The sequence below is a fragment of the Cutibacterium sp. genome (assembly GCF_030525615.1).
Classification (GTDB): Bacteria; Actinomycetota; Actinomycetes; order Propionibacteriales; family Propionibacteriaceae; genus Cutibacterium.
In genome coordinates this window covers 157,779-174,964 of record NZ_JAUNEJ010000004.1, presented here as the reverse complement: position 1 = coordinate 174,964, position 17,186 = coordinate 157,779, and the positions used below count along the sequence as shown (strand labels likewise).

The 17,186-nt window shown below is 61.0% G+C and carries 18 protein-coding genes and 2 tRNA genes; 7 read left to right on the top strand and 13 right to left on the bottom strand.

All coding sequences use genetic code 11. The features are described from left to right. Positions 1 to 17 precede the first annotated feature (17 nt). Complete coding sequence (locus Q4B98_RS07820; RefSeq protein WP_303196609.1) at positions 18 to 1,037, top strand: magnesium and cobalt transport protein CorA; 1,020 nt, start codon at positions 18 to 20, stop codon at positions 1,035 to 1,037. A 439-nt stretch (positions 1,038 to 1,476) separates the two neighbouring features. On the opposite strand, the gene Q4B98_RS07815 is transcribed toward Q4B98_RS07820, so the two are convergent. The 4 genes from Q4B98_RS07815 to glp form a co-directional block, all read right to left on the bottom strand. Next, positions 1,477 to 1,549: transfer RNA gene (locus Q4B98_RS07815), tRNA-Ala, on the bottom strand. 239 nt (positions 1,550 to 1,788) lie between these two features. Continuing rightward, the gene (locus Q4B98_RS07810) at positions 1,789 to 2,583 is read right to left on the bottom strand and encodes a hypothetical protein (protein ID WP_303196547.1); all 795 of its coding nucleotides are present in this window, start codon (positions 2,581 to 2,583) and stop codon (positions 1,789 to 1,791) included. A gap of 81 nt (positions 2,584 to 2,664) precedes the next feature. Next, positions 2,665 to 3,309: a GNAT family N-acetyltransferase gene (locus tag Q4B98_RS07805; protein WP_303196607.1), complete on the bottom strand. Its 645-nt coding sequence runs from the start codon at positions 3,307 to 3,309 to the stop codon at positions 2,665 to 2,667. 67 nt (positions 3,310 to 3,376) lie between these two features. Then, the gene (gene glp / locus Q4B98_RS07800) at positions 3,377 to 4,684 is read right to left on the bottom strand and encodes a gephyrin-like molybdotransferase Glp (protein WP_303196546.1); all 1,308 of its coding nucleotides are present in this window, start codon (positions 4,682 to 4,684) and stop codon (positions 3,377 to 3,379) included. Between the two features lie 71 nt (positions 4,685 to 4,755). Here glp and Q4B98_RS07795 point away from each other — a divergent pair, with 71 nt between their 5' ends. The 4 genes from Q4B98_RS07795 (at position 4,756) to mscL (ending at position 6,975) form a co-directional block, all read left to right on the top strand. Further along, positions 4,756 to 5,376, top strand: coding sequence for a 5-formyltetrahydrofolate cyclo-ligase (locus Q4B98_RS07795; protein WP_303196545.1), 621 nt, complete (start codon positions 4,756 to 4,758; stop codon positions 5,374 to 5,376). Between the two features lie 77 nt (positions 5,377 to 5,453). Beyond that, positions 5,454 to 5,750 carry an FmdB family zinc ribbon protein gene (locus tag Q4B98_RS07790; protein ID WP_303196544.1) on the top strand — a complete coding sequence of 99 codons (297 nt, stop codon included), beginning with the start codon at positions 5,454 to 5,456 and terminating at the stop codon, positions 5,748 to 5,750. 157 nt (positions 5,751 to 5,907) lie between these two features. Further along, a complete protein-coding gene (locus tag Q4B98_RS07785; RefSeq protein ID WP_368492328.1) occupies positions 5,908 to 6,504 on the top strand; it encodes an SAF domain-containing protein in 597 nt (198 codons plus the stop codon). A 105-nt stretch (positions 6,505 to 6,609) separates the two neighbouring features. Next, positions 6,610 to 6,975, top strand: coding sequence for a large conductance mechanosensitive channel protein MscL (mscL, locus tag Q4B98_RS07780; RefSeq protein ID WP_303196543.1), 366 nt, complete (start codon positions 6,610 to 6,612; stop codon positions 6,973 to 6,975). Between the two features lie 44 nt (positions 6,976 to 7,019). On the opposite strand, the gene Q4B98_RS07775 is transcribed toward mscL, so the two are convergent. Then, entirely contained in the window at positions 7,020 to 7,391 is a 372-nt protein-coding gene (locus Q4B98_RS07775) for a hypothetical protein (protein ID WP_303196542.1), read from the bottom strand. Beyond that, complete coding sequence (locus tag Q4B98_RS07770) at positions 7,388 to 8,782, bottom strand: UTP--glucose-1-phosphate uridylyltransferase (protein WP_303196541.1); 1,395 nt, start codon at positions 8,780 to 8,782, stop codon at positions 7,388 to 7,390. The genes Q4B98_RS07775 and Q4B98_RS07770 overlap by 4 nt, the downstream gene beginning before the upstream one ends. 227 nt (positions 8,783 to 9,009) lie before the next feature. Between Q4B98_RS07770 and Q4B98_RS07765 the strand changes: the two genes are divergently transcribed. Further along, positions 9,010 to 9,085, top strand: a tRNA-Arg gene (locus Q4B98_RS07765). 161 nt (positions 9,086 to 9,246) lie between these two features. Here the strand turns inward: Q4B98_RS07765 and Q4B98_RS07760 are convergent. The 6 genes from Q4B98_RS07760 to Q4B98_RS07735 form a co-directional block, all read right to left on the bottom strand. Next, a complete protein-coding gene (locus tag Q4B98_RS07760) occupies positions 9,247 to 9,573 on the bottom strand; it encodes a Panacea domain-containing protein (protein WP_303196540.1) in 327 nt (108 codons plus the stop codon). 36 nt (positions 9,574 to 9,609) lie between these two features. Further along, positions 9,610 to 11,226: an MFS transporter gene (locus Q4B98_RS07755; RefSeq protein WP_303196539.1), complete on the bottom strand. Its 1,617-nt coding sequence runs from the start codon at positions 11,224 to 11,226 to the stop codon at positions 9,610 to 9,612. A 156-nt stretch (positions 11,227 to 11,382) separates the two neighbouring features. Beyond that, positions 11,383 to 11,748 carry a thioredoxin gene (gene trxA / locus Q4B98_RS07750; RefSeq protein ID WP_303196538.1) on the bottom strand — a complete coding sequence of 122 codons (366 nt, stop codon included), beginning with the start codon at positions 11,746 to 11,748 and terminating at the stop codon, positions 11,383 to 11,385. Between the two features lie 135 nt (positions 11,749 to 11,883). Then, positions 11,884 to 12,963, bottom strand: a complete 1,080-nt coding sequence (locus tag Q4B98_RS07745) for a hypothetical protein (RefSeq protein WP_303196537.1) — start codon at positions 12,961 to 12,963, stop codon at positions 11,884 to 11,886. Between the two features lie 20 nt (positions 12,964 to 12,983). Continuing rightward, on the bottom strand, positions 12,984 to 13,706 hold the full coding sequence (locus tag Q4B98_RS07740; protein ID WP_303196536.1) for a metal-dependent transcriptional regulator: 723 nt from the start codon (positions 13,704 to 13,706) through the stop codon (positions 12,984 to 12,986). Between the two features lie 116 nt (positions 13,707 to 13,822). Continuing rightward, positions 13,823 to 14,953 carry an N-acetylglucosamine-6-phosphate deacetylase gene (locus tag Q4B98_RS07735; RefSeq protein WP_303196603.1) on the bottom strand — a complete coding sequence of 377 codons (1,131 nt, stop codon included), beginning with the start codon at positions 14,951 to 14,953 and terminating at the stop codon, positions 13,823 to 13,825. 96 nt (positions 14,954 to 15,049) lie between these two features. Here Q4B98_RS07735 and serC point away from each other — a divergent pair, with 96 nt between their 5' ends. After that, positions 15,050 to 16,168: a phosphoserine transaminase gene (gene serC, locus Q4B98_RS07730; RefSeq protein ID WP_303196535.1), complete on the top strand. Its 1,119-nt coding sequence runs from the start codon at positions 15,050 to 15,052 to the stop codon at positions 16,166 to 16,168. On the opposite strand, the gene Q4B98_RS07725 is transcribed toward serC, so the two are convergent. Further along, positions 16,165 to 17,004, bottom strand: coding sequence for a hypothetical protein (locus Q4B98_RS07725; RefSeq protein WP_303196601.1), 840 nt, complete (start codon positions 17,002 to 17,004; stop codon positions 16,165 to 16,167). The genes serC and Q4B98_RS07725 overlap by 4 nt on opposite strands. Positions 17,005 to 17,186: the final 182 nt, after the last annotated feature.

Below are 17,186 nucleotides of genomic sequence, written 5' to 3'. Positions count from 1 at the left end.
GTGGCGGAGTCTCGCCGGTGGCGACCGGACCCATCGCCGACACTAAACCTGGCGTCGTCGACATCAAATGGTTCCAGCAGGGAGTTCCAGCAGATCCGGAACATCAACCTGATGTTGAGACCACGCTGTCCTGGCTCGACGGCCATCCCGAGCGGCTGGGAATCATCGTTGAACAGAGCCCCAACCGGACCCAAATCAAGCGCCTTGTTGACCTCATGCATCTCGATCCGCTGCTGGCAGAGGACCTGGTGGAAGGCCACCAGCGTCCTAAGCTGGAGCGCCACGGAGACGCCCTGTTCTTGGTGCTGCACCCGCCGTTCTACATCGACTCGATGGAGGATGTCGCCTTCGTCGAAGCCGAGGTCATCAAACAGAAAAACTGCGTCGTCGTCATTGTCCAGCGCATCCCTGACGAACTGTCCAGCCTGAGGTGGACACCGCGTCTCCCCAGCTCTCCAGAGCTTCTGCGGCATGGTCCAGAGTCGGTGCTCTACACCGTCCTCGACGGTGTTGTTGACCAGACCTTCCCAGTCATCAGCGGTATCCAGTTCGACATCGAGCAGATTGAAAGGCAGGTCTTCAGCGGGGACTCCGCAGCCCCCGAACGTATCTACCGCTTGTCTCGCGAGGCCATCGACCTACAGCACGCCACCAACCCGCTCATCCCGATCATCGCCGCACTGCGCGCTGGGTCAGCCAAGCACCAAGTCCCGCCCGAGCTGCAGGCCTACCTGGCTGACGTCGCCGACCACTTGGCTCGGATCTCCTCCCAGATCACTGACATTCGAGAAGTGTTAACCCAAATCCTGACGGTCAATGCGACCCTGGTCGACCAGCGTTCCAACGAAGAGGTCAAGATCATCTCCGGATGGGCTGCCATTCTCGTCGTGCCTACCCTTATAGGCTCGATCTACGGCATGAACTTCGACTACATGCCGGAACTGCACTGGAAATACGGCTACCTGTACTGCCTGCTCATCATGGTGGCCTCCGGGGTGATCTTGTACGTGGTCTTCCATAAGAAGAACTGGTTGTAGCTACGAAGTATCGTGGTTTATGACGCTGGTGCCTAAATGACACGAAGAGCAGCCTCTCGACACGATGGTGAGCCGTCGGGTCCTTCGAGCTTGAGGGTGTACGGGTGACGGTGTGGCGATCGGGCCTCCCCCTACTGTCAAGTTGCGCCACATTTACATATCAGCGCCGTGCAAACCTGGCACAACTGAATCCAAGGAAACGGCTGTTCATACTTGAGGATGTAGACAGGGGTGAATCTGCCGGCGTCCAGTAGTCACCGTGACGTCGTAGGCCACGTTGCCCAACTCCGACGCTGTGCCACGCACGTGTTCCAGCCATCCGCCACTCTATTACCCACAGGCGTCAGCAACGTCATGCACGACTACACCTAGGGCAAAACCCTCCCTAAAACAAAATCCACTCTGCCGCCAAAATGTATTAACAGCAGAGTGAAACCGGTGGAGCATAGGGGATTCGAACCCCTGACCTTCTCATTGCGAACGAGACGCGCTACCAACTGCGCCAATGCCCCAACAACGCGGTTACGCTACCACATCTGAGCGACCCGCGTCACTCCCCGACTGGCTAGCGTGAACCTCTCCCGTTCCGGGTTGCTCCTGCTCTCCCACCGGGAGCCACACACCCCCTGAGCCATCGATATTCACAGCCTCATCTGGCAGACTCCCCTGCGCCAACCCTGCCCACGCCCAACCAGCAACCACAACCAGGCCGTCAAAGACCTCGTTCGTGGATACTCGCCTGAAACAGTACTCAGGCTGACGCAGCTCGAACGACCCCAGAAGGACCCTCGTGAATCTGCGAAACCTGCTCCTCCTCGCACCCTTCGACCGGCTCTTCAGCAACGACCGGGGTGTCGACCTGGCCGGGAACCGGCCCGGGAGCGGAAAGATCGATCGTGCGAACTGTCCGGGCGCTAAGAGGAGTTGAGACGTAGGTGGGAGCCGTAACGACCACGTCGTCCCACAACGAACCTTCCGGAGTGGTCACTGGACGACCGAGATCGACTGTCCAGGAGGTCGACTCGTTACCGGGACGAAAGGGTTCCGTCTTCACCTCCAGGACAACGGTCTCTTCGTCCCATCCCTCGTTAATGAGCGCGTAGCGGCGATCAAAACGCTTCCCCATAGCGACTACGGACCACCGCGCCACCGCGAAGAAACCGACCAGTAGACCACCAAAGACCGCCACCAGCCACCACGGGGTGACCCCGACGATGGCAAGCACCGTGAAGAGCACCGTCAAGGTCAGCAACACCAGCATGGTCACCATCCGTCGCTTAGCTGCCACCGCCCAGGAACGCCTCAATTCTCGACGGGCATACGACCTGGTGTAGGGGGTGGACAACTCCACCTCTGGCCCCTCATCGATCTCGTCAGGAGTGACCGTGCAGGAGCCTCGAGACACCACGCTCATGGTGTCGGGAAAATCATCGCGCTGATCGTCAGGAACCTCGTGGGAACGTCGGTGACTGACGATCATGGGGACGAGATAGGCGATCCATCCCACGAGGACAATGGCGATGAGAAGGGCTTGGACGGCTTGCACGAGGTAAACGCTACGGGCCTTGTTCGGCGCGTCGCGCGCACCAGACGCGGAGTGTCGGGAAACGAATTACAACAATGTTGTTTAAGCCTCGTTCGCTCCCAGGGTGGACCCCGGCAAAAGGTGGTTGGTGAGGTAGTGACGCAACACACCGTCAGGGTAATCGTCAGCCAGCAGACGGAAAACCCGGTGATCGCGCCACTGGCCGTCAATATGCAGGTAAGCGGGCCGCAGCCCTTCCTCTGTCATGCCGAGTTTCTCCACCACTCGCAGACTCTTGGTGTTCTCAGGACGCACGCAGATTTCGACTCGATGTAATCCCATCACCCCAAAGACGTAGTCGCACGCCAAGGCCACCGCTGTCGGCACGACACCTTTGCCCGCATGGGCCGACGCCACCCAATAACCCATCGAGCATGACATTGCTGATCCCAAGGAAATCGACGACACCGTCAACTGACCAATGAGCGGCGTGGTGGCGCGGTTGATCGCCGGGTGTTCAGGCCACCTGTCGTCCCACCCAATCGCCCACGGCAGGCTGCTGCCCTCCTTGGCACGTTTCCGGTTTTTCGCGATCATCGCGAGATATCCACCGACATGCTCGTGGGACCCCGGTGGTTTGGTTGCTTCCCAAGGGCCAAGCCAGTCCCAGTCCAGTTCGCGCGTCGTCGTCCATCTCACCTCGTCAGCTCGCCGCATGGGACGCAGAACCACCCCGCCAGCCTGCAATGTCACCGGCCAATGGTGACGGCGGGGCATCGTCACCCCCCAGGGCAGACGAGATGTGCTCATGGCGTCACCTCAACCGCCAGCACATTAACGGCATACCCGTTGGAACTGGCTCATCGCCGGCCTCAACGACGGCGATCGCGTCGGCCATTGCCAGGTCAACCGTGTGGGTGACATCTCCCATTCCTGCTCGACTCAGCACCGGGCGACCCCCCACCCGAGCCAGACGCGCTGCAACGAAAGTGGTGGAGTCTGGGTGCCGGGCAATCGGTCGATCGGTCTCGGCCCTAATCACGTCAGCCTGGGGAAGTCCTGACAGCTTGCGCAGCAAGGGACACACGAAAGCCAGGAATGACATGAGAGCCGGTCCGGGACCGGCCGGCAAGACGACGAGGGGCACCAAGCTCGGGTCGATCAGGGCGAACCCCTGATTGGCCCCCGGCTCCATCGCAATTCTGGCAAAGTCGGTACCGCCCATCCGCGGCAATATCGACGACACAAGGTCCTGCTGCCCATCAGCCATACGGTCGCTGGTAGCCAGAACCAGATCAGCACCATGAGCGGCATTCGTCACCAACCGCGTTATTTCCGTGTCGCTCGTGGTGTTGGTGAAGGTGATAGTCACATCAGCGTCGAGGGCTCGGGTGGCCGATTCGATGGCTGCAGCCGTCGCGTCGAGGGACGCGATCTCTTGGGCGCCGTTGGCCAGAGCACGCCTCTCGATCTCCGCGCGCTGATCCTCATCCGCACGCACTGCGATGATGGTGACTTTGGGACGTGGCCTGACGAAAACCTCGTCAATTCCTGCCGAGGCAAGCATCGAAATGATCCCGGGGTGCAAGATCGTCCCATTGCGCACCAGAACCTCTCCGGTGCCATAGTCCGAACCGGCAAGGCAGGTCCCGGCCCACCTCTTGACTGGAGAAAACAACACGATGTCACCGTCAACGTCGAGCAGGTCCAAAGGCAGGACACAGTCGGTACCCTCCGGCAACAGCGACCCGGCCATGACGCGTACAGCAGTGCCCGGAGTTACCGGGGTGGGCGGATGACGGTCAACCTGGACCTCCAGGGCACCGGGACGACCAGCCATTCTGGTAGACGAAGAATCGAGGGCGTAGCCGTCCATACTTGCGGTCGTCACCACCGGAACGTCATGAGGGGCGTGAATGTCCTCACAGACTGCCAGCCCAACAGCTCGCGGCAGATCCATGGCTACCGGAGGGACAGCCTGCACGAGGCTGCACAGGTAATCGCGATGATCGCCGATTGAACGACGCCCGGACATATCCGTCTCCGGTGCTCCCGGCAGGCTGAGAGGTTCCTCCTCAGGCTCCGGGACATCGACCTGCTTCTTTTTATGGAACAACGCCATGTCATCACCCTAGAGGTCATTGCACTGTCTGCCCGGCAGCGACTCGGCGAGGGGCATAGCATGAGGGCGTGATGACGCACCGCAGCCTTGCCAATGAGGACCCTTACGATCCTCAGCTCGGCAAGCAGGAGCTTCGGCGCCGCTGTCGTGCCCGCCGGGCGACCGTGGACCATCGAACCCGAATGAGCCGGGATGATCGACGCACCGAACACGCCATGAGTCGCCTGCTGTGGGCCCACAAAGTCGCCCTTTACCTGTCTCAGGGAGACGAGCCGGACACCCTTGGGCTAGCAGACACCCTCGTCACCATGGGAAAACAGGTTCTCGCTCCTGTTCTGACCGACGGTCACGGTCGTCCCCTCCACGAACCCGCTTGGGCGTGGTACGACAGCAAGAACGTGCGCACTGGACTGTGGCAGATCCCTGAACCAGTCGCACCGGTCCTGCCCGCCTCAGCCATCGCACAAGCGGAGGTCGTACTGTGTTCAGCCTTACTGGTCGACCGGGCGGGTTACCGGGTCGGTGTCGGCGGCGGCTGGTACGACCGCGTCCTTACCCAGCGGTCCCCTGGCGTTCCGGTGTGGGCGGTCGTCGATGATGACGAGATCGTCGAGGAGGTCCCGCACGATTCGTGGGACGAGCCTGTCACCGCTGCTCTTGCCCCGACCGGGCTGCACTTGTTGGGTCAGTAAGCGGCACGGAGTTTCCTGGTACCCGGCAGGCGCCTATCATTCGACAGGCGCCCGACAACGACCGGAACGAGGAGATCATGCCCACCTACCAATACCGATGCAACGACTGCGGACGTGACCTTGAGGTTGTGCAGAAGTTCAGCGACCCCTCGCTGACCGTCTGCCCTACCTGTGAAGGCGAGCTGCACAAGGTCTTCAGCGCGGTGGGAGTGGTCTTCAAAGGACCCGGCTTCTACTCCACTGACAACCACACCAAGGGCGCTTCCGAGGCGGCTACCTCCGAGAACTCGTCTTCATCGAATTCTTCCTCAACGAAGACTGAATCGGCGTCTTCGTCTTCATCAACGACGAAGACCTCTGACAGTGCGGCGTGAGGCCCGGGCAGACCGGAGACCGTCTGTGGATAAAAATTGCCCTGTGGAAAACTGAATGATTTCGTCTCCCCCGACGATAACTGTTGGTGTGAGACTGACATCGAAGAACTCCCAGGACCCTCGACGACCGACATCGACCCGTGACCACAAGCCCACTATGCGCCGCCGTCTGCACATCCTCGTCGCGCGCCATCGACGGGGGCTGGCTGCTCTCCTCGCAGCACTCGCGGTGGTGATTGCGGCGTCTCCCGGAATGGCCACCACGTCCTCTGGGCGAGACGTCATCGTCGCCGCCCATCCCATTGAGGGTGGACAGACCATTCAGCGCTCTGACCTGCGTACCGTCCGCATAGACCCAGCCGTACTCCCCCATGAGACGGCGACTCTTGCTCAGGTGGAAGGACGCCAAGCATCGGCTCGCATCACTGAGGGGACAATCCTGACCACCTCGGCGGTGCTGTCCGGGTCCAGCGTCGGAACCGGGAAGGCTCTCGTGGGGGTTCATCTGGCCGACACATCCATGGTCGCCATGTTGCAGGTGGGCCAGCGCGTGTCTGTGGTATCCGCCGGCGAGGACGGAACTCCACGTGTCTTGACCCGTGGTGCCATTATCCGCAGCCTGCCGACCAGCAGGGGCGGACTCGTGGAAGGTTCCCCGTCCACGGAATTGGTGGTGGTGTCCACCGGGTCAGCGGACGCTGCGACGATCGCCGTTGCTGGCCAGGGACAGCCCTTGGGACTGGTTGTGGAGTGAGTTCCCACCTGACGAGAACAGGCTTAGCCGCGCCTGTGATGTCCCGTTACGATTCTCGACAGGCCCGAGGTCATCGGGCAGCACACTCAACCTGAAAGGAGCCCCGTGAAAGGGTTCAAGGACTTCCTGATGCGCGGCAACCTCATTGAACTCGCCGTGGCATTCATCCTCGGCGGCGCATTCTCCACCGTCGTCAAATCGTTCACCGCAGTCATCATGGACCTTCTCGGCAAGATTGGCGGCACACCCAACTTCTCTGGTTGGGTCCCTGGCGGGGTTCACGTCGGGGCGTTCATCACCGACGTCATCTCCTTCTTCGTAATGTCCTTCGTTATCTACTTCGGACTCATCAAACCTGTGGAGATCGCCACCAAGAAACTCAAGCGCACCAAGGAGGAGCCGGCTGCACCCACCACTGCAGAACTGCTCATCGAGATCCGTGACGAGCTGCGTTCTCGCCCAATTCAGTGACGTGACCGTCAGTGACGTGCCACCGCCATGTTCAGTGAATTGACTCAGTGCAATACGCTGTGTGGCGGTCGTTCGGCCAACAGACGAGCCTCCTCCGGCCCGATGACCACCGCACCGCGATGAACTGTCGCACTCAGCCCGTCCAGCCCAGCGACCCGCCGAACCTCGGCCAGCACCGCTGCATAGCGGGCGAATTCAAGTCCGCTGGACAGATCGTCAGGAATCGGATCGGGCCACGGACGCCTGGCTTGTTGACATTCAGTACGTCGCTGCACCAGCCGTGAGGCAGACCAGCCCTGCTCATCCAGCCATTCCACCAGGTCGGCAGCCTGCCAACCAGGTTCGTCAGGGGCGGTGAGCCGCTGTCCCGTGAGGACTGCGGCCACCGCCTCCCAACATTGCTTGTCAGGCGTCACTTCTCACCGGAAATCTCGCCGGTGAGCACGGTGCCGTCAGCAATCGTCTGGGGCTTCTCGGTGCTAAGGCTAGCGTCTCCTTCGACAACAACCTTCGAGCCAAAGGTCCAGTCTCCCTTCACTGTCAAAGAGGTGGCCTTGCGCAGGGACGGGGGCTGAGGAATGCGATCGGTGAAGTCTCCGACTTTCTTGTAAAACTCCTTGTCAAGGTCCACCGCACAGGTGTTCTCAGTCGTCTTGACCAGGTGGGCTGAATCGTCGAGGTCATAGACGTCGGAGCGAAGCAACAACAGTTCGTTGGTCGTCTTGACCGGCAGGAACCGGGAGCGATCCACACAAATGCACGTGGCTCCCTCGAAGACCTCAATTGCGCCGCCCATGGCCGATTCGATCTGAATGACCGGGGTCGAGGACGAATCCTTCGGGTCGACGGTCTTTTCGTTACGGATGATCTGCAGACCCATCACACCGTGACGCTGGTCGAGGACCTTCTTGAGGGCCTCGAGGTCGAACCACAGGTTGTTGGTGTGGAAGTAAGGATGGCGGTTCTCGTCGGTGAAGTAATCCATCTCCTCAGCGGCAGTCTGGGCTGTGTCGCGCAGAATCAGCTGACCATCAGACCTGCGGATGGCCAGGTGACCCCCCTTCTTGTCATTGATGGTGCGACGGCACAACTCGGCAGCGTAAGGAGCACCCGAAGCAGCGAACCAGCCAGCCAGACGGCCATCGGGAACAGCTCCCAAGTTGTCGCCATTGGACACCGAGGCGTACTTGAACCCGGCCGCGAGCAGCCTGTCGAGCACACCGGAACCCAGCAGGGCGGTGTAGAGGTCACCGTGGCCCGGCGGGCACCATTCCAGTGAGGGGTCCTTTTCCCACTTCACCGGGGCTAGGGTCCTGGCGTCGAGCTTGGGTTCCTGATTCTGCAGAAAGTCCAGGTCCAATCCCTCGACGGCCAGGTCAGGGTACTTCTCGAGGGCCTTAAGGGTGTCCTCCCGGGTGTTGAAGGAGTTCATAAACATCAACGGCAGCCGGGCACCGAACTCTTTGCGCGCCGAGAGCACCTGAGTGGCGATGATGTCGAGGAAGGATTTCCCGTCACGCACCTCAAGCAGGGATTTCGCGCGGTCTAGGCCCATCGAGGTTCCCAAGCCGCCGTTGAGCTTGATAATGACGGTCTTGTCAAGGGCTTCGGCGGCCTGTGCCTCGCTGACCTCGACGTCAGCAAGCATCGGCGGATCTGTCAGCGGGGAAATGGTGTCCTCGCGAATGAGTCCGGTGTCACCGGTCTCGAGCTGGTGGTAGTAGGAGGTGAATACCTCGATGGCGACGGGATCGACACCTGCCTCGGTCATCTTCTGGCGTGCGGCTTCAAGTCCTTCTTCACTCATCCTTACTCCCCTTGCTGGTTGACGGACGTTGCAAGTCTATCGAGGAGGATTGGAGCGGCACGACGGAGTGGACGGTTACTCCAACCCAGTCATTGCGACCCCGACGGAACCCTCATCCCCACCAGACTTAGCTACGCGGCCTTCCCGCTCCGAAGTGGGTCCAGCTAAGGTCAGGCTTGGCCATGACCACCACACCGGACTAGGCTGGTGTGGCCTTTCGCTGGCAGGGCCCCGTAGCTCAGGGGATAGAGCAGTGGTTTCCTAAACCATGTGTCGTAGGTTCGAATCCTATCGGGGCCGCCATAAAAGCAGTCTCTGGCAAAGCTACAAGATAGCGTCGCCACCGAAAACTGTGACATACGGAGACTCAACAGCGCGGGCCAACCCTGATGGGTCGCGCAACTCACCTGCGGCAATGCTGCGCCGATAGATCCCCTGAACGTCGCTCAGGGTGAGGCTTATGGTCACTGCGCGAGCAGCTCCAAGGTATGGCCCCAACGTTTAGCCAAGGTATCTGCGGTGTCCAGCAAATCCCCTCGGTCGAGGGATTCGTACTCTCCCACCCCGCCGAAACGCCGCGGCCCAACACCGTGAATGCTCTGCACCGTGTAGGTGTTGCGCATGGTGTCCCGGCTAATGACAGCCTCTCCGGGGTCATCGTCTGCAAGCCCTTCTCGGGCTTCGCGCCATGGAGCCTCGCTGTGGGTAAGCTCGCTGAGCCTACGCCCACCCATACCCCCGTAATAATCAAGGACGGCATCAATGGTGGCCTCCTGAGTATCGGACAGCACACCGACGACAGCGAGTCATGGGCGAGGAAGCCGCCCTCAGGCGTAACGCTGCTTCATCTCGACCTCGATCTCTTCCAGTGAGCGTCCCTTCGTCTCCGGCATCACCTTGACCAGGATGAGCGCGATGACGAGGTTGGCAATGCCATAGGTGAGGTAGGCCCCGGCTCCGCCGAGTCCCGCCATCATGGCTGGGAAGGTCCAGGTGATCGTCGCATTGGCCAGCCATCCGCAGAAGACCGCAGCACCATTCATGGCTCCGCGCATCCGGGTTGGGAACATCTCGCCGAGCATGGTCCACACCACTGTGCCGTTGGTGGACTGCACGATGAGCATGAAGACGCTCATCAGGACCAGTACGAGGATAGGTGCCCACTTCGGCACCCCCTCACCCGCATGGGGAGCAATGGCGAATCCGAAAGTGGCGGCAATGCCGAGCAGACACACACCGACAGCGGTGACGTCGAAGATCAGCAGGTGACGACGATTGAACCGCTCGATCAGCCACAGACCAGCACCGGCACCGATGACAGACATGACGCCGTTGGCCACCTGGGCGATGATCGACGCTTGGGTACTCATACCAGCGAACTCCAACACCTTCGGCGCGTAGTACATGACGGTGTTGACGCCAGTAGTTTGGTTAACCACAGCCAGAAAGACACCCACCAGCAGCAAGCGTCGAGTCCAGCGAGATTCCATCACGACGGCCCACTGTTGACGATGGGTCAGTCTGCCGCCCTCGCCGTTGAGTTCAACCATCTCGGTAACTTCGTCAACCAGGGATTCGTCAACTCCCTCCTGACGAACCTGCTTGAGGCAGGCAATCGCCTCCCGGAGCTGGCCGTGACTGAGGTGCCAGCGAGCGGACTCCGGCATCTTCCTCATGCCGATCCACAAGGCGATGGCCGGCAAAGTACACACCACAAGCATCCAACGCCAAGCTCCGCCAGATCCCGAAGACACCGACAGCTGGGTGAGGAAGGTGTGGAATGCCTCGTCGGTCATCGTTCCGCCGTGGGAAGTCGTCATCGCCTGCAGCTTGTCCCAGGGATAGGTTCCGGGAGTCAGTCGCCCTGACGGGTCTGCCGTCACCGTGAGGCTTGGGCCACCGTGTGCGGCAGAAATGGCAGCGTTGACGGAGAAGGCCAGCAGCTGACCAAACACGATCATGAACTGGTCCAGAGCGACGATACGACCGCGCACCCGTTTCGGGGAGGTCTCTGACAGATAGACCGGCACCGTTGCTGAGGCCGCACCCACCGCAAATCCGAGCACCACCCGGAAGGGGTACATCACCCATACGCTGGGGGCGGCAGCTGTACCAAGGGCACCCACGATAAACAGCACAGCGAGGGTCAGGAGGTTATGACGACGCCCCCACCGGTCGCTCATCATGCCCCCTATGAGTCCGCCGAAGGCCGCGCCCAGAGTCAGCGTCCCTCCGATAGCACCTTCATGGCCGACCGTCAGGGCCAGACCGCCAGCACCATGTGGCAAGTACATAAACGGAAGTGCGCCAGAAATGACTCCGGTGTCGTAGCCGAAAAGCAGGGAACCCAGAGTGGCGACCGCCGCCACCACACCAATGCGGCGTTTCGGGCCGGCCGGTCGGGTCTTTTCGACGAGTTCGGCAACCTCAATTCTCGATGTCACGGACAACTCCTATGAATGGGATGTCACACCGACGCGCCACTGCGCTCGGCGCTAGGACCCCCTCAATCACATATGACGTAAAAGGGGCCGACGGCAGGACGTTATCACCCTGCTGTCGGCCCCGGACCCGCACATCTTGGCGGGAATGGGAAAGTTTCAGCTCTGCTTCTGAGCCTCAGCCTGCTTCTTGAGATCCTCGACGTCTATGCCCTTGACCTTCTCAATGAGTTCATCGAGCTGGCGGCCCTGGAGTAGGCCAGACTGACGGAAGACGAGGTAACCGGCCCGGAAAGCCATGATCGTCGGAATGGAGGTGATCTCCAGTCCAGCGGACAGCTCCTGCTGGTCCTCGGTGTCAACCTTGGCGAAGGTCACATCAGTGTGCCGTTCGCTGGCGTCCTCGTAGATGGGCGAGAAACGCTGGCACGGTCCGCACCACGACGCCCAGAAGTCGATGAGGACGACATCATGGGAATCGATGGTCGAGGAGAAGTTGTCCTTGGTCAATGCGACGGTAGCCACGCTGTACCTCCCGGTAATTGCTTGGGTTCGGTTGACCGTAACGCCGTGGCGCCCCGGCTCACAGGTGCAACAGCACCGGTACCTAGCGTATTCCATCCCCTCCGCGTTGACCTGATCGTCACACCGAGCGCAGCGTCACGCGGCCCTCATTTCGGCAATCGCCGCAGCGCCCACATCACGCAGCAGATGGCCGGCATGGATGGGCCTGGCAGCAATGACCGACACCAGACGAGACAGGCCGGGCAGCGCCTCATTGGACACATCGACGTCGTATCCCGGGGCCGAGGGGTCCAGCATTGGATTGGAGCCGTCTGCCCACTGCTCATTGAGCTTGTTCCAAGTGGCCACCCAGCTATTGCCGATCTCACTGCCTGATGGCACCCCGAAGAAATGACCTACCGGGGCGTGGTGCCGTAGGGCCACCAGCCCAGATTCTTGGAATATGCGGGCCAGACGCACCCGAGCGTCCAAGGACCGGCGTTCCTCCCGTGTGCCGAATAGCGCCCACTGGCACGGATGTGGGCAGGTAATACCGACGTCGGGACGTTCCCCGACATCGATGGTGGCGTGGTTCATGGCGCACACCCCAAGGGCCTCGCCCAGTCTGGAATGGAATTTGTCCAAGTAGGAGGTGTAGCCCTCCTCGTCACCCTGGGCAGCGTGGAGACTGCGGCGCGCCGTCGCATTCATCGCGGAGGTGTGAGCACAATCCTGGCCGTCACCTCCCCACTTTTCGCCGACCTTGCTGGGCAGAGTGAGAGGATCTCCGCCGTCTCCCAGTACCGTTTGCCAAGCCAGTTGCCCCAGATACTCCGCCAAGATGTGACAAGTCACGACGACCTGCTGAGGCTCTTCACGGTGCATTCGAATGTCGAGAACTTCGAGCAAAAGCTCGTAAAGGGGAACTAGGTCTCCCAGTGCTCCTCTCTTCGCTGCTCGCGGATGGTGCGGAAACCCTGCGTCGGTGAGTCGTATGCGCAGGTCAGCTGGCAAAACCTTGCCGATCTCTTCGAAATCCTCGGCGTCCAGGGCGAGCACCCTGCGAGCAACAGCGGTCACGGCAGCAGCCTGCACCACGTGGGGATTGTCGGACTCCGACGCGCGCACCATCCGCAACATGGAATCAGCGGTGTCATACCAGCCTGCCTCGCAAAGCGTGGCGATCTGGTTCATATCTGGGAGTTGACTGGGCCTCAAGGTTTGGGACACAGTCATCGCGGCATTGTCACCACGACTCACGCGTTCTGAACGACGAACAGGCCGGAAAGAATCTCCGGATCGACGACGACCGAACCGTCCTTACCCGTCAACCGAATGCCGTCAGCGTCGTCCTCGACCTCGATGTTCTTACCCGGCAGCAAACCAGCGGCGTAGACGTCAGCGAGGTTGCCGTCGGTGGCCTGAAAGAACTCCGACAACCGGGTGACGGTCACGCTGACTGGGCAACCAGTCTCAGCGATGATCTCGTCAAGGGGCTTGGAATCGTCCCGGAAACGAGCAGAATCATCTGGACGACGACCGATCTGCTCAGGGGGAAGAGGGCAGCCGTACGGGGAGGTATCGGGGCTGTCGAGAATCTCAGTGAGACGCTTCTCGACCTCACCGGAGATGACGTGCTCCCAGCGACAGGCCTCATCGTGAACCAAGTCAGGACGAAGGCCGATGACCTCAGTCAGCAAACACTCAGCCAGGCGGTGCTTGCGCATCACCGTCTCGGCTATATCGTGGCCTTCCTGGGTCAACGAAATCGAGCGGTCAGACTCGACGACCACGAGACCGTCACGCTCCATACGAGCCACCGTCTGAGAGACGGTAGGACCCGACTGGTGCAACCGCTCGACGATACGCGCCCGGCGTAGTTCAACACCCTCCTCGAGTAGCTCGTAGAGAGTCCTCAGATACATCTCCGTCGTATCGACGAGCTCGCTGCTCACGATGCACCTCTTCCTCGCCCTCATAGCCAAGGGACGACACTGGCCACCTGCCCATCGGACAGGCTGTCTGACAAAACCGTAGGGGCGTCGTTACTCACGCCCGAGCGACCCCTGTCAGGAAGTTTATGCTCAAATACGCCTCAGACGGACTCGCCGTGGCGGATAACACGAACCAGATGGCCCTTCTCGTCGGTGAGGCACATATCGGCCCAATGCCCCTCTTCCAAGACGCCGACCTCGCTCAACCCGTGGACCTTGGCCGGTGTTGTGGCTGCCATAACGGCCGCCTGCCCCAGCGGCACCCCCACAACAGACGTGACGAACTCGACCGCACGGCCCATCGTCAGGGTGGACCCTGCAATCGCCCCCAGCGAACCGTCTTCGGCTAGCAGTCGGGCACGACCGTCGACGACCTTCACCGGCAGGCTGCCCAAAATGTAGTCACCGTCGGGCTGACCGGTGGCGCTCATGGCGTCAGTAACCAGGGAGATACGCTGCGGGCCGGCAGCCGCGATGGCCATCCGGATGACATCTGGTGCTAGGTGCACACCGTCACAAATGAGTTCGCAAACCACACGAGGGTCAGTCAGCATAGGTGGAACCGGCCCCGGCTTACGGTGATGGATGGACGGCATGGCATTGAACAGGTGCGTTATGACGTCAGATCCAGCGTCGACCGCAGCGCTGGCAGTGGCGTTGTCGCACTCGGTGTGGCCTACCGCCGCATGGACCCCCGCCTTGCTGAAAGTGGCCACAGCTTCCAACCCGTGCTTGCGCTCCGGAGCAATCGTCACCATCTTGAGAGCTGAGCCGCCTGCCTTGATGAGCCTGTCCACCGACACCGGGTCCGGATCACACAGCAACTCGACGGCGTGGGCTCCCTTGCGCGACTCGGCGAGGAAAGGCCCTTCCAAGTGAATACCGGCAATCTCGTCCTCGTCGAAGAGTTGACGGAGCCGTCCGATCTGTTCCACGACGTCATCAACGGCAGCAGTCACTGTGGAGGCGAAGAGAGTCGTCGTGCCCTGGCTGCGGTGGTAGGCGACAGCTCGCAATGCGGCATCGTGGTCTGGATCGGTGAAATCGGCACCGGCTCCACCATGGCAGTGGGTGTCGACGTACCCAGGCAAAATCCACTCATCGACAAGTTCGGCGTGCGGATCAATGCCCTCGCTGACCTTGGTGATACGTCCGGCCTCGACAGTGATCGTTGCCGATGAATCACTTCCGTCACGGGCGACGACGTGGTGCGAAGCAATATGGCTAATCATCGGTGCCTCCTTGGCAGCGGGCTTTCCCACATACTGCCACATGGTCACAGCGTGAACTCGAGTTTCACATGAACCAAGATCTGCGAGGATCAGACCATGGCTGAGCCAAGGATTCCCAGTGACCTCTTGCCCTCCGACCCCCGTTTCGGTTGTGGTCCGTCGAGAATCCGGCGGGAGGTGGTAGCCAGTCTGTCTGAACCAAGTTCAGTGATGGGCACCTCCCATCGGCAACCGCCTGTTCGTCATGTCGTCGCCGCAATCCGCGAGGAACTCGCTGCTCTCTACGACCTTCCAGGCGGATATGAGGTTGCACTTGGCAACGGCGGAGCCACCCTCTTCTGGGATATGGCGACGGTCTGTCTGGTAGAAAAACGCGCCGCGACAGGGGTTTATGGCGAGTTCACGAAGAAATTCTCCTCGGCCCTGCAGAAAGCCCCCTTCCTCGCTGACCCCGCAGTTTTCCAGGCACCACCCGGCGAACTTGCCTTGCCGCAAGCGGTCGGAGAGGTCGACGCATATGCGTGGGCTCACAACGAAACCTCCACTGGAGTCGTTGCCCCGGTTCGCCGGCCGGCTGGCATTGCCGAGGATTCTCTGGTCCTTGTCGACGCCACATCGGCTGCCGGAGGAGCCACCGCAGACGTGGCACAGACCGACGCCTACTACTTCTCACCTCAGAAAAACTTCTCCTCAGACGGCGGATTATGGCTTGCGATTTTGTCACCGGCGGCGATTGAACGCGCACAACGATTGACTGCTTCGCCTCGGTGGGTGCCACAAATGCTCGATCTCAGCGTTGCGGTCAAGAATTCCAGAGCCGATCAGACTCTCAACACTCCCGCACTGGCCACCTTGGTGATGTTAGAGGCGCAGTGCCGCTGGCTGCTGGACAAGGGGGGCATGGCCTGGGCCGCGTCGCGCACCGCGTCGACATCAGGCATCCTCTACCGCTGGGCTGAAGACAACCCGCTAACAACCCCATTCGTCACCGATCCGGCACTGCGCAGTCCGGTAGTCGTGACGATTGACATCGACGAGTCGGTTGACGCTGCCCAGCTATGCGCCCGTGCCCGCGCCAACGGAATCCTCGACATCGAGCCCTATCGCAAGCTGGGCCGCAATCAGATTCGGGTTGCCACCTTCAGCTCGATCGAGCCGCAAGACATCGAAGCATTGACGGCGTGCCTCGATTGGTTACTGGAACACCGCGACTAACGCGGTCGCCAGGTGGTGTCCTGGGAGCGACCGTGTACGAAGGTCACCACGCCTGCGCACAGCGCCACCGCGACTGCTCCGAGCACCGCGATGAAAGTACCCGAGCGGGCCTTGGAGGTGGGCTTGGCACTACCGTGAGTGACTGCTGCTTTCGGGCTTTGGGAAAGCGTGGGGGTCGGCGTAATCGAGGTCAGCGTGGTCGGAAAGTCGATTCCTTGAACCTTGTTGTCCGCAGTTGCGATCTCCAAGGTCTTCTGGGTGGTGTCGGTGGTGATGGCCTGCCCGCCTGAGAACGCTGTGTTGGCGATTGTCTTCCACGAGTAGGCATCCATGACTCGAACCTCGCGGTCGGTCAGCACAGCCAGCCGCGACCCATCTGGCAAAAAGGTAGCGTCCTTGACCCCTGTGGGCGCGTCGGAAACCTTGACCAGCGGGTTGGATTCCTCGCGACTGGCCTGCGGGCCACCACGGTAGATCGCCGGGTGCGGCCCGTCGGTAACGACGTAGAAAGACCCCTTCGGACTGACTGCCAAGGCCTTGGCGTCGTGGGCGCCGTCGGGGTAGGTGAACATCCACTCGTAATAGGTGGATTGGTCGGCAGCCGTCGAGGTGGGAGACACTACTCGAATGCTGGAACGCGTGGTTTTCTCGTCTCCGATGTCTGCGACGTAAAGCACACCATTGGCCCACGACATCGCCTCGACGTCGTGGAGATCCGGCTCCCACTTCACGCGATGGACTTCTTTACCTGTCTTGTCGAGGGCAAGCAGAGATTCGACCGTCGCCGACGAACCATCGGTGACCCAGTACCAGTCATTGTCAAGATCGGCGGCCATTCCGACAGCGTTACCAAGCTTCTTGTCCGCCGTGATAGTCAGATCGACGGCGGCGGCCGGGCCTACGGCCAATCCCCAGGCACATCCCATGGCCACCAGCGCACTCGCGCAGCGCAAACGTCGGGGCCAGGGTCGTCGTGTCACAAATAGACATCCTGCCATGCCGGGTCCATCTGTCACAG

Coding starts and splice junctions, on each gene's coding strand:
- glp (WP_303196546.1), bottom strand. CDS start 4,684: ATGGCGTTGTTCCATAAAAAGAAGCAGGTCGATGTCCCGGAGCCTGAG.
- Q4B98_RS07795 (WP_303196545.1), top strand. CDS start 4,756: ATGACGCACCGCAGCCTTGCCAATGAGGACCCTTACGATCCTCAGCTC.
- Q4B98_RS07790 (WP_303196544.1), top strand. CDS start 5,454: ATGCCCACCTACCAATACCGATGCAACGACTGCGGACGTGACCTTGAG.
- Q4B98_RS07785 (WP_368492328.1), top strand. CDS start 5,908: ATGCGCCGCCGTCTGCACATCCTCGTCGCGCGCCATCGACGGGGGCTG.
- Q4B98_RS07770 (WP_303196541.1), bottom strand. CDS start 8,782: ATGAGTGAAGAAGGACTTGAAGCCGCACGCCAGAAGATGACCGAGGCA.
- Q4B98_RS07745 (WP_303196537.1), bottom strand. CDS start 12,963: ATGACTGTGTCCCAAACCTTGAGGCCCAGTCAACTCCCAGATATGAAC.
- Q4B98_RS07740 (WP_303196536.1), bottom strand. CDS start 13,706: ATGAGGGCGAGGAAGAGGTGCATCGTGAGCAGCGAGCTCGTCGATACG.
- Q4B98_RS07735 (WP_303196603.1), bottom strand. CDS start 14,953: ATGATTAGCCATATTGCTTCGCACCACGTCGTCGCCCGTGACGGAAGT.
- serC (WP_303196535.1), top strand. CDS start 15,050: ATGGCTGAGCCAAGGATTCCCAGTGACCTCTTGCCCTCCGACCCCCGT.
- Q4B98_RS07725 (WP_303196601.1), bottom strand. CDS start 17,004: ATGGCCGCCGATCTTGACAATGACTGGTACTGGGTCACCGATGGTTCG.